The organism is Nocardia sp. NPDC003999 (assembly GCF_053604885.1).
Genome location: NZ_JBSGIB010000024.1, coordinates 89041 through 101684 on the forward strand (window position 1 = coordinate 89041; position 12644 = coordinate 101684).

Annotated in this window: 4 protein-coding genes; 2 read left to right on the plus strand and 2 right to left on the minus strand. The window is 69.7% G+C overall.

Features of this window, described 5'->3' with window-relative positions; translation table 11 throughout:
- Positions 1–117: 117 nt before the first annotated feature.
- The gene (locus ACWESM_RS31690; RefSeq protein ID WP_452494895.1) at positions 118–486 is read left to right on the plus strand and encodes a nuclear transport factor 2 family protein; all 369 of its coding nucleotides are present in this window, start codon (positions 118–120) and stop codon (positions 484–486) included.
- A 168-nt stretch (positions 487–654) separates the two neighbouring features.
- Positions 655–1557, plus strand: coding sequence for a S1C family serine protease (locus ACWESM_RS31695; RefSeq protein ID WP_355078544.1), 903 nt, complete (start codon positions 655–657; stop codon positions 1555–1557).
- Positions 1558–1630: 73 nt separating this feature from the next.
- On the opposite strand, the gene ACWESM_RS31700 is transcribed toward ACWESM_RS31695, so the two are convergent.
- Positions 1631–2308: a DUF6875 domain-containing protein gene (locus ACWESM_RS31700; protein ID WP_452494897.1), complete on the minus strand. Its 678-nt coding sequence runs from the start codon at positions 2306–2308 to the stop codon at positions 1631–1633.
- Positions 2305–12597, minus strand: a complete 10293-nt coding sequence (locus ACWESM_RS31705; protein WP_452494905.1) for an amino acid adenylation domain-containing protein — start codon at positions 12595–12597, stop codon at positions 2305–2307. The genes ACWESM_RS31700 and ACWESM_RS31705 overlap by 4 nt, the downstream gene beginning before the upstream one ends.
- Positions 12598–12644 lie beyond the last annotated feature (47 nt).

Sequence of the window (12644 nt, forward strand, 5' to 3'; positions counted from 1 at the left end):
GGCGATCATTACCTCGCGCGTAATCGACTCTGGGCGCGCGGCGCGGCAAGGTTGGAGACAGCCGATCGGAAGACCCGAACGGTTGCCGAAAATCATTACCGCACAGGAGGATTCATTATGTCGCGCTACGAGGAAGCGGTCGATAGGTACTTCGCCGCGTGGAACGCCACCGACGAGGACGTCAGGGCCGCGGCGGTGGCGGCCGCGTGGGCCGAGGACGGCGCGTACACCGATCCGCTCGCGGAGGTGCGCGGGCACGCCCAGCTGGCGGCGGCCATCGGGGGCGTGCAGGCGCAGTTCCCCGGGTTCGAGTTCCGTCGCCTCGGCGCGGTCGACGGCCACCACGACATCGCCCGCTTCTCCTGGGAGCTGGTCTCCGCGGCCGACGGCAGCGCCCCGGTCGCGGGTTCGGACGTGATCTCCCTCGGAGCCGACGACCGAATCACGAGTGTGCACGGTTTCCTCGACCGGGTGCCCACGGCGTAGCGGCCGGTGCCGGACCCGCGATCCGTATCCCGGCGACACGCCCGGCGCACCCGCGGCCCAGGTTGCGCCTGCGGCGAACACCGTGCGTCGTCCGCGGCGCGAGGGCATCCTGGACGCAGTAGTGCAATTCCGGCGAACAGGGTGGTGGTCGGCGTGGACAACGCCGCGATGGATGCCTACTCCCGCACGGTGATCGCGGTGGCGGCGTCGGTGACGCCGCACGTGGCCAGCGTGCGGACCAGGCGGGGGAGCGGATCGGCGGTGGTCTTCACCGACGACGGGTTCCTTTTGACGAACGCGCACGTCGTCGGCGCGGCCCGCGAGGGTGAGGTGGTCTTCGCCGACGGGGTGGAATCCCGCTTCCACGTCGTCGGGGTGGATCCCCTGTCGGATCTCGCGGTGTTGCGCGCACGCGGCGGCGCGCCGGACGCGGTGCCGCTCGGAGATGCCGACCAGTTGGTGGTCGGCCAGCTGGTGGTGGCGGTCGGAAGTCCGCTCGGCCTGGCGGGTTCGGTCACCGCGGGCGTGGTGAGCGCGCTCGGGCGCGCGGTTCCGGTGGCATCCCGCCGCGCCGGCCGCGTGATCGAGGACGTGATCCAGACCGACGCCGCGCTCAACCCCGGAAATTCCGGTGGCGCGCTGTCGGACTCGGCCGGCCGGGTGGTCGGCGTCAACACCGCGGTCGCGGGCATCGGGCTCGGCCTCGCCATCCCGATCAACGCGACGACGCGCCGGATCATCGGCACGCTGCACACCGAGGGGCGCGTCCGGCGCGCATACCTCGGCTTGGTCGGTGTGCCAGCGCCGCTGCCCGAGCCGGTCGCCGCGCGCACCGGGCAGGCCGCCGGGGTGCGCATCGTGGAGGTGGTCCGTGGCGGCCCCGCCGAGCTGGCCGGGCTGCGCCGCGGCGATCTGGTGCTGAGCGTGGCGCGGTCGCAAGTGCGTGACGCGCAGGGGATTCAGCGGCAGCTGTTCGCCGAGTCGATCGGCGTGCAACTGCCGGTCACCGTGCTGCGCAACGGAGCCATGGTCGACGTCTTCGCGGTCCCGGTGGAACTGGTGGCTGACTGAGCGCTGTCCAGCCGGTCGCCGGGACCGGCTCGGCGGTGGTCACCGGGCGTCCGCACCCGCCCACACTACCGACTCAGGAAGTGTCTTTCTGGGCGTCGATTGCCTGTTCGAGTCTGACGGACATGGCCGTGGCGACGAATCCGGGAATGGTAGGGGCGAAGAGCTTGAGGTAGGTGTCGATCCATTCGTGGCGCGCGACGAGGAACGGATAGTCGGTAGGGGCCATGTGGCGTACCGCGAGGATGGGCAGTGGTGCGTCGAGCGCCGGGAACGCCGGATTGTGCAGTCCGGGGTAGGTGCAGCCCGGATAGAACTGCCCGATCATCAGACCTTTGTCGACGAATTTGGTTTTCTGTTGTCGTTGCACCGCGTCGATCGAGGGGTAGTCGGTGAGGTCGGGAAAGACCGCGAGAACGGCTTTGAACAGCGACTCGGGCGCCTCCTGCGGTGGCAGGGCCGGGAACAGGTCGTACAGATCGTCGGCGATCGCGGTGATGCGCCCGATATCGATGTCGTGCCCATCGAAGTAGGCGGCCCACAGGTACCTGTGCGTGATGGCGTGGCTGGTGTAGGGGCAGACGGGACCGGGCCGGCCGAGATCCGGGTGGGAATGGCACAGGTATTCGCGGGTCCACCGACGGAGTTCGGGGAACCGGGGGTGGTCGGCGAGGCCTGTTTCCGCGTCGGGAGCGAAGAGGTTGACCGGCTGGACGCCGGAGCGTGTCCCGACTATGGGGTCGGTGTTCATCATCGGCTGGTCCTTGCTGAGATCGGAGGCTCCGGTGAGGGGACGGGGGTGCGGCGGAAGTGCTCGGTCAGGGTTGATCCGATGGCATGTAGCGCCTCAGGGTCGGTCATCCTTTCGTGCGCGACGGCAACACGGTGTTCGAAGATGCTGCCGGTGAGGTACTCCTGCCACGCGAGAGACGGAGAGGGGCCGTCGTCCGGGTGGCCGTCGACGGCGCTGAAGTAGAGCAGATCACCGTCGAAGAGTGCCGGTCGATGATCTCGGGTGAGGTCGACGAGCCGGGTGTAGTCGCCGTGCAGGGTCGCGAGATGCTCGGGTGTGAGGGCGGTGAAGAGACCGCCTTGCCGGTGCAGCAAGTCGGTCGCGGCCTCGACGGTGAGGTCGGCCGGAATTCGGGAACCGGCCACGCCGCCGAACTCGGTGACCATGTCGCGGAGGGTGGGCAGGGGAGCTTGCGCGCTGCCCGCGTCGACAACGCGGGTGTCCATCATCGCCAAGGTGGCGACGGGTTCGCCCTCGCGACGAAGTCGCACGGCGATCGCGTGCGCGATGGTGCCGCCCAACGAGTAGCCGAGCAGGTGATAGGGGCCGTGCGGCTGGACCGATCGGATCTCCTGTACGTAGCGGGCGGCGAGTTGGTCGAGCGTGTCGAACCGCGCGGTGGGGTCGGTCAGCGCCGGGGATTGCAGCCCGTGGACGGGTCGCTGCGAGCCGAGGTGCTGCACGAGTCCGCTGAAACCCCAAGCCAAACCGATGGCCGGGTGGACGCAGAACAGTGGCGGTTCGACGCCGGTCGCGCGCAGGGGGAGCAGCACCGCGAGCGCGTCATGAGGGTCGGGTTCCTCGAACCCGCGCAGCCGAGCCTCGATGCGGCGGGCCAGCGATTCCGGTGTCGGGTCGCTGAAGACCCACTGAATCGGCACGGGTACCCCGGTCGACTCCTCCAGTCGCGCCACCAGTTGGGTCGCGGCGAGCGAATTGCCGCCGAGCGCGAAGAAACCGTCGTCGCAACCGGCTCGTTCGAGCTGGAGCGTTCGCGCGAACGCCGCGCAGACGGTGGCCTCCAGCGGCGTGGACGGCGCGCGGAACGGGGGGCGGTCCGGCGCGGGCAGGGCTTTGTAATCGAATTTGCCGGTGCTGGTGAGCGGGATCCGGTCGAGGACGACGATGGCGGTGGGGATCATGTGGGTGGGCAGGCGGGTTGCGAGGTAGGTGGTCATGGCGCCGGTGTCGGGTGTGGTGTGCGGCGTCGGTACGACGTAGCCGGTGAGTTGGCCGGTGCCGTCGGGGCGGGTGTGCACGGTGACCGCGGCATAGGCGATGTCGGGATAGCCGCTCAGCGCGGATTCGACCTCGCCGGGTTCGACGCGGTTGCCCTGGACCTTCAACTGCAGGTCGCTGCGGCCCTTGTATTGCAGTCTTCGGTCGGCGGTCCACGCCACCAGGTCGCCTGTGCGATACATCCGCGTCCCGGGCCGCCCGTACGGGGCGGGGACGAATCGGCTCGCGGTGGTCGCGGGTTGCTTGTGGTAGCCGCGGGCGAGGCCCGGTCCGGACAGATAGAGTTCGCCGACCACTCCGAACGGAACGGGGCGGAGCTTGCGATCGAGTACGACGGCGGTGAATCCGCGGATCGGGCCGCCGATGGCGATCGGGCCGTCGACGGTGGTGGACAGCGGAGTGCCTGCGCAGCTCACGACCGTGGTCTCGGTGGCCCCGTAGCTGATGAGCACCGTGCGGCCCGGCGTCCACCGCGCCGCCAGCTCCGGCGGACACGGCTCACCGCCGATGACCAGGGTTTCGAGTCCGTCGGGATTCATCGCGGCGAGCATCGTCGGGGTGAGCGCGGCATGGGTGACGTGTTCCGCCCGGACCAGCTCGGACAGCCCGGCGCCGACCGGTGTGGGGGCGAGGATCAGCGTGGCTCCGCCGCAGACGGCGCTGATCCATTCGAGGATCGAGACATCGAAGCTCGGCGAGGCGACAGCCAGTATCCGAGAGGACGGAGTGATGCCGAACCGTTGCCGCGTATCCGCAGCCAGGTTCGCTATCCCGGTATGTGTGACCACGACGCCCTTCGGGGTTCCGGTGGAGCCGGAGGTGTAGACCAGGTAGGCCGGGTGCTGTGGTCGTAGTGGGGCTGTTCGGTCGGCATCGCTGATCGCCGCGGAGGACACTTCTGCCGACGTCGCGGCGAAGGAGGTGCTGTCGACGGTCAGCCATTCGATGATGTCCGGCAACTGATTTCGGTAGGGCTCGCGAGTAAGCCCGACCATGGCACCGGAATCCGTCAGGATGGTCGTGCTGCGTTCGCGCGGATGGCTGGGTTCCACCTGGACGAACGCGCCGCCGGTCTTGGCGACCGCCCACACGGCGATCATGGCGTCGATGGAGCGAGGTAGCGCTATGGCTACGAACGATTCCGGTCCTATCCCGGTGTCGATCAACACCCGCGCCCACCGGTTCGAGGTTTCGTCGAGTTCGCGGTAGGACAGTCGTGCGCCGTCGCAGACCACCGCTTCGGTCTCCGGTTCCATCGCGGCGGTCAGCACCTGCGGCAGCACCGACATCACCGCCCCGTGTGGCCCGCGAACGGGCACCAGCGCGGCCTGCTCGGCCTGCGACAGCAGCTGTAGCCGGGTCAGCGGCAGGTCGATGTGGTCCGCGACGGTGTCGAGCACGCGCAGCACGCGGTCGGCGATGGCGTCGATCTGCTGCCGGGTCAGCAGGTCGGGCAAGTATTTGAAGGTCAGGTGCAATCTGTTGTCCTGGTGCACGATCAGGCCGAGCGGGTAGTGCGCGGCATCGCGTCCGTGCACGCCCAGGACACGCATTCCCGCGATGTCGGTGTCTTCGGACAACCCGGTCGAGTCGATCGGGTAGGACTCGAAGGCCGTCACGGTGTCGAACATCGCGCCAGGACCGGCGATCTGCTGGATCTGGGCCAGGCCCAGGTGGTGATGGTCGAGCAGCGCGGCTTGTTCGGTCCGGATTCGCCGCACCAGTTGGGCGAGGGTTTCGCGGTGGTCCAACCGGACCCGCACCGGCACCGTGTTGATGAACAGCCCGATCATCGATTCGATGCCGGAGATCTGGGGCGGGCGCCCGGAGACGGTGGTGCCGAACACCACGTCGTCGCGGCCGGTCGCGTTGGCCAGCACGATTCCCCAGGCGGCCTGAACGAGGGTGTTGAGTGTGACCTCCTGTCGGTGGGCGGTGGCGACCAGCGCCGAGGTGCGGTCTTCGCCGAGCTGAACTCGTACGTCGCGCGTGGCGGTGGTGTGCCTGCGGCCGCGGTCCGCGATCGCCAGCAGAGTCGGCTCCGACACGCCGTCGAGTGCCCGCGTCCACGCGGTTTCCGCCGCGTTCCGGTCTTGGGCGTGCAGCCACGTCAGGTAGTCGCGGAAGGGACGGCCCGGAGCGGGCGCCGTGGCGTCGTCGTTGCAGGCGTAGAGGGTCAGCAGCTCCCGGATGAGCAGTGGCGTGGACCAGCCGTCGATGAGGATGTGATGCATGCTCCACACCAGCCGGTATCGCTCGGGGGCGATGCGCACCAACGTCATGCGCAGCAGCGGCGCCGCGGCCACGTCGAAGCTGGCGCGCCGGTCGGCGGCCATGAGCTGATCCAGCGTGGCGGCGGGATCGTCGTGCTCGGCCAAGTCGATGAGGGTGAACGGCACGTCGACGTGCTTATGCACGACCTGGACCGCTTCACCCGCGCCGTCGCGCACGAACGCGGTCCGCAGGTTGGGGTGCCGTCCGACGAGCGCCTGCGCGGCGCGGCGCAGCCGCTCGGCGTCGACGTGCCCGCCGAGTTCCATGCAGAGTTGCACGATATAGGCGTCGAGGGCGCCGTCCGCGAGCTGAGCGTGGAACAGCAACCCGGTCTGCAGCGGCGTGAGCGGCCAGATGTCGTCCAGGGCCGGGTGCAGGCGCTCCAGCCGGTCGATCGTGTCCTGGCTCAGCTCGAGGAGGTCGAGGTCGGAGGGGGTGAACCCGCCGGCGCCGGGCCGGGACGCATAGTCGGCCAGCGCGGTCACCGCGTCGCGCCACAGTTCCGCGAGGCCGGTGACCTCGTCGGAGGTCAACAGACCGGTCGGATAGTCCCAGGCGGCGGTGAGAGCCGGCCCTTCCGGGGTGTCGGTGACGACCGCGTTGACTCCCAGCACGGATGCGGCGGCCGCGCCGGGGTTCTGGACTCCGCCGCCTCCGGCGGGCATCCACCCTGCCTCGCGCAACGCGGCGGGAATGGTGTCGTATCTGCCCATATAGTTGAAGCTCACCTGCGGCGCGGGCAGCGCACGCAGGATGCGGGCGGTATCGGCGTCGAGGTATCGCAGCAGTCCGTAGCCGATCCCGTGATCGGGAACCTGCCGCAAACGCTCCTTGACCGATTTGACGACAGCCCCGGCGGCGGGTCCGGCGGCGAACGCGTCGTCTATGTCGATGCCGGACAAGTCGAGTCGCACCGGATAGGTGGTGGTGAACCATCCGACGGTGCGCGAGAGGTCGGCGTGCGGGAGCACCGTGTCGTGGCGGCCGTGGCTTTCGAGGGTGAGCAGCGTTTCCGGCGCGGTGTCGCCGTGCTCGCGCCGCCATCGGGTCAGCGCCAGAGCGAGCCCCGCGATCAGCGCGTCGTCCACGTTGCTGCGGAAGGCCTCCGGCAGCGTGGTGAGCACCGCGCGGGTCGCCGCGATGGGCAGCTTCACCTCGACGGTCGCGACGGTGGCCTGCACGTCCACGGCCGGGTCGATCGGGCGTGCGCCGATCGGCGGGTCCGCGGCGTCGAGTGTGGAGCGCCACCAGTCGAGTTCGTCCCGGCGCGCGGCGGCGGTGTTCAGGGCATGCGCCCAGCGTCGCATCGAGGTACCGACAGGCGCGAGCCGCGGCGGTTGCCCCGCGCTGATCTGCGCCCACGCGATCGCGAGGTCCGGAATCAGGATGCGCCACGAAACGCCGTCGACGACCAGGTGATGCGCGACGATCAGCAGCCGTCCCGGCTGTCGCGCCCACTCGAACCTGACCAGTTGCAGCACGACACCTGCCGCGGGGTCGAGGCGCTCGGCCGCGGCGTTCGCCTCGGCGTCGGCGATCGCGGCGAAGTCGCTGCTGTCCGGCGCCGCGGTTACCGGCACGCGCCGGATCAGCCCCGCGGCGGGTGCGGCGGTCGGCGATACGTGCAGCGCCCAGCCGGACGCGTGCGCGGGGTCCGGGCGTAGCCGCGCCCGCAGCATGTCGTGGCGTTCGAGCACCGCTTGGACGGTGGCGCCGATTCCGGCGCTGTCGATACCGGCAGGCAGCGTGAGCATCGCCCACTGGCTGAAACGGTCGAAGCCACCGCGTTCGAACATCCAGCACATGATCGGCGTCAGCGGTATCTGTCCCACGCCTCCGCCGGGCAGTTCGGCGGGCAGGGCGGTGGCCTCGGTGCTGTCGCGCACGGCGACCCGGGCCAGCTCGGCGACCGTTCCGTGCTCGAACACATCGCGCGCTGAGAACAGCAGATCCGCCGCCTTGGCGCGCGCGACCAGCTGAATCGCCATGATGCTGTCGCCGCCCATGGCGAAGAACGAATCGTCCGCCCCGACCTCGTCGAGTCCGAGTACCTCCGCGAACAGTCCGGCCAGCGTCGTCTCGACCTCGGTGGCCGGTGCCCGGGATCCGGCACGGGGGGTGAAGTCCGGCTCGGGCAGAGCGGTGCGGTCCAGCTTGCCGTTCGCCGTCTTCGGTAGCGCGTCGATCACCACGACGGTCGCGGGCACCATGTGCGAGGCCAACCGCTCCGCGGCGAACTCGCGGACCGCGTCCGTGTCGAGTTCGGCGCCGGACTCGGGGACCACGTACCCGATCAACCGGTCGCCGGTGACCGTGCCTCGGCGCACGGCTGCCACCGCGTTCGCCACACCCGCGTACGCGAGCAGCGCCGATTCGACCTCGCCGAGCTCGATCCGGAAACCACGGATCTTCACCTGAGAATCCGTCCGGCCCATGTAGTCCAGCGTCAGATGTCCGGTCGGCGACCGCAGCCACCGCACCAGGTCACCGGTCCGGTACATGCGCTGCCCCGGCCCCGCGAACGGATTGGCGACGAACCGAGACGCGGTCGTGCCCAACCGGTTGCGATAGCCGCGCGCCAAAGCGGGACCCGCCAGATACAACTCGCCGACGACTCCGACCGGTACCGGCCGCAACCAGGTGTCGAGCACGATTTCCTGCACCCCGCGGATCGGGCTGCCGGTCGTCACGGCCTCACCCGCCACCAGCGGGCGCCCGGCATCGGTCTGGATCGTGGCCTCGGCAGGACCGTAAGTGTTGAACAATCTGCGGCCCGGCGCCCACCGCGACACCAACTCCGGTGGGGGCTCCTCGCCGCCGATCACGACCGTCCCGAGGCCTCCGAGCCCGGCCGGATCGACCGTCGCCAAGGCCGTCGGCGTCAGCGCCGCGTGCGAAACCCGCTCCCGCGCCAAGATTTGCGCCAGCTCGTCCCCGCCGTAGACAGTCGGCGGCGCGATCACCAGTTGCCCGCCCGTCGCGAACGCCCAGAGGTATTCGAGTACCGCCGCGTCGAAACTCGGAGACGCGGCGTGCAGCACCCGCGTGCCCGGCCCGACACCCAAACGCGTGCATTGATCATCCACCAGATTCGCCAGCCCCTTGTGCGACACCACCACGCCTTTCGGCTCTCCCGTCGACCCGGACGTGTAGATCACGTACGCCGCGTGGTCGGGCCGCACCGGCCGTGTTCGCTCCTCGTCGCGCACCGGCGCTGCCGGGAATTCCGCCAGCTGCGCTTCGACCGCCGGTTCGTCGAGCACCAGCCATCGCACCGATCCGGGGAAACGATCCCGCCATCGCGACAGCGTGATCCCCACCGCCACACCCGAATCGGTGAGCATGTACGCGATGCGGCCGGCCGGATACTCGGGGTCCATCGGCGCGAACGCCGCCCCGGACTTCGCCACGGCCCAGACCGCCAGCACCGACTCGACCGACCGCGGCAAACCGACCGCGACGCTCGTCTCCGGCCCCGCTCCCAGGCCGATCAGCATGCGTGCCAGTCGATTCGACTCCGCATCCAGTTCACCGTAGGTCCACCGACGATCGCCGCACACCGCCGCGACCGCACCCGGATCGTTCGCCACCGCCGCGGCCAGCAGATCCGGCAAGACCTGCGCCGACACCGTCGGACGACCCGACACGGGCGCCAACTCGCGGTATTCCGCGGAGGACAGCAGATCCAGCCGGGACAGTGGTAGATCCGGGTCGGTGGCGACCGCGCCCAGCACGCGCAGAACTCGACGCAGCGTCGCGTCCATCATGTCGTGGTCGAAGAGATCGGGCAGGTACTTGATGTGGAGACGCAATCGCGTGTCGACCTGGGCGACAACGCCGATCGGATAGTGCGCCGCGTCGGTGCCGCTCACATCGAGCAGCCGCATGCCCGCGATGTCGGTGTCCGCGGTGAGCCCGCCACGATCGACCGGATAGGACTCGAACACCGTCATCGTGTCGAACACCGCTCCCGGCCCGGCCACCCGTTCGATGTCGGTCAGGCCCACGTAGTGGTGATCGAGCAGCGCGGCTTGTTCGGCCTGGATCCGGTCGAGCAGCTGCCCCAAACTCTCGGTGCGGTCGAGCCGGACACGCACCGGCAGCGTGTTGACGAACAGCCCGATCATCGATTCGACGTCCGAAAGTTGCGGAGGCCGTCCGGAGACAGTGGTGCCGAAGGTGACATCCGTCCGGGATGTCAAGGCGCCCAATACAATCGCCCAGGCCATCTGGACCACGGTGTTGAGGGTGACTCCGCGCGCCCGCGCCAGGTTCGTCAAGTCCGCGGTCTGTTCCTCGGTCAATTCGCCGAGGACATCTCGTGATTCGGTGTAGCGGCGGCGGGGGTCGGACGGAGCCATCAGAGTCGGCTCGTCGGCGCCGTCGAACGCACGGGCCCAGGCGTCGAGCGAAGCGGTCGGGTCCTGCCGCACCAGCCACGCCAAGAAGTCCCGATAGGGCCGGACACGAGGGAGCATCGCGTCGTCGCCGTCGGTGGCGTAGAGCACCAGCAACTCCCTCAGGAGCAGCGGCATCGACCAGCCGTCCAGCAGCAGGTGATGGTTGGTCAGCACCAGCCGGAAGCGCTCCGGCCCGATGGTGACCAGCATCCAGCGCAGCAGTGGGGCGCGCGACGGGTCGAACCGGGTCGCGCGGTCCTCGGCCATCAACCGAGTCCACTCTCGATCCCGTTCCCCGTCGTCCAGCCCGGACAGGTCCAGCTCCGTCCATGGCGCCTCGACGTCTTCGTCGACCACCTGCACCGGCCCGGTGTCGGTGACGAACGCCGCGCGCAGATTCGCATGCCGGTTCAGCAGCGCCTGCCCGGCTCGGCGCAGCCGCTGCGCATCGACTCGCCCACCCAGTTCGAGGACCAGCTGGACCACATAGGCGTCCACCGACTCCTCGGCGAACACCGCATGGAACAGCAATCCCTCCTGCAACGGAGTCAACGGCCAGACATCGCTCAGCGCCGGATATCCGGTCTCGAGCCGCTCGATATCGGACTGGGTGAGATCGACGAGGTCCAGATCCGACGGCGTCCGTCCGCCGGTCCCGGCGCGGCGGCTGTATGCCGCCAACGCGGTCAGTACCCGGCGCCACGACTCCGCCACCTCGTGCACCTGGTCGGCGGTGAGCACCCCGGCCGGATACGACCACCTCGCCCGCAGCCGCCGCCGGTCGCCGTCGTCCAGGACGAGGGCGTTGATGTCGAGCACCGCCGACATCGGCAGGTCCGGATCGAGCGCACCGGTGAACTCGGCGCCCGAGAGGTCCCCGCCGTCGTCCACCGGTAGCCATCCGGCCGACGGCGCTCCTCCGGGCACCTTCGTGGCGACGCGGCCGAGGTAGTTGAATCCGATCTGCGGTGTCGGCATGCTCTCGAGTTCCGGTCCGGTATCGGTGTTGAGATACCGCAGCAAGCCGTAGCCGATCCCGTGGTCCGGGACCTTGCGCAACTGTTCCTTCACCGACTTGACCGCTGCCCCCAGCGCGGGCCCGCCCGCGGTCGCGTCGTCGACATCGATGCCGGAGAGGTCGAGGCGCATCGGGAAACTCGTGGTGAACCAGCCCACCGTCCGCGCCAGATCCGCGCCGGGGACCGCGCGCTCCTCGCGGCCGTGCCCTTCCAAACCGATCACGACGTCCGCGAGATCGCCGGACGCTACCGTGTCGCGCTCGCGCCGCCACTTCGTCACCGCTACCGCCAGCGCGGCCAGCAGCCCGTCGCTCACCTCGCCGTGGAATGCCGCGGGCACGGTGGTCAACAACGCCTCGGTCACCTCGGGGGGAACATCGATCTCGACCGTGCGGGCAGTGGCGGCGACATCGATCGCGGGGTCGAGGGAGCGGGATCCGATCACCGGATCGTCTCCGGCGGCCATCGCTTTCCAGAATCCGAATTCGGCGCGCCGCTCGGCGCTTCCGGCCGATTCGACCAGCCCGTGGGCCCACCTGCGCATGGACGTCCCGACCGGGGCCAGCTCAGGTGGTTCGCCGGACTCGATCCGCGCCCACGCGATCGCGAGATCCGGCACCAGCACCCGCCAGGACACTCCGTCGACGGCCGTATGGTGCGCCACCACCAGCGCCCGGCCCGGCTCCGTCGTGGCTACCGGGTCGAACCAGACCACCTGCAGCACGACCCCGGCGCCCGGATCGAGCCGGTCCGCGGCGGCGTCCAACTCCGCCGCCACAGAAGCACGGAACTCGGCGCTTCCCGGGGCTTCCGGCATCGCCACCCGACGGATGACGTCCTCGGCTCGAATCGCCCCGGCGGGCAAGGCTTCCCACGCCCAACTTCCGTCGTCGGTCGGGCGCAGCCGCGCGCGCAGCATGTCGTGCCGATCGAGTACCGCCTGCACCGTGCCCACCAGCTGCTGCCGGTCGATCCCCGGCGGCAGTCCGAGCAACACCGCCTGCGAGAAGCGGCCGAACCCAGACCCGGCCCGCTCGAGCAGCCACCGGACGATCGGCGTGACCGGCACCGGCCCCACGCCTCCGCCGGGCAGTTCGGCCGCAAGCGCGGTCGCCGCGGTGCCGCCGCGGACGGCGACCTCGGCCAGCCCGGCGACCGTCTTGCGGTCGAACACGTCGCGCGGGGTGAACACCACACCCGCCGCCCTGGCTCGATTGACCAACTGGATCGACATGATGCTGTCGCCGCCCAGGGTGAAGAAGGAGTCGTTGAGTCCGATGGTGTTGGTGTGGAGTATGTCGGTGAATGCTTGGGTGATGGTGTGTTCGAGGGGTGTTCGTGGTGGTCGGTAGGGTTTGTGGTCGG

What these genes read in the sequence shown, in the direction of transcription:
- ACWESM_RS31690 (WP_452494895.1), top strand. Translation starts at nt 118, where the DNA reads ATGTCGCGCTACGAGGAAGCGGTCGATAGGTACTTCGCCGCGTGGAAC.
- ACWESM_RS31695 (WP_355078544.1), top strand. Translation starts at nt 655, where the DNA reads ATGGATGCCTACTCCCGCACGGTGATCGCGGTGGCGGCGTCGGTGACG.
- ACWESM_RS31700 (WP_452494897.1), bottom strand. Translation starts at nt 2,308, where the DNA reads ATGATGAACACCGACCCCATAGTCGGGACACGCTCCGGCGTCCAGCCG.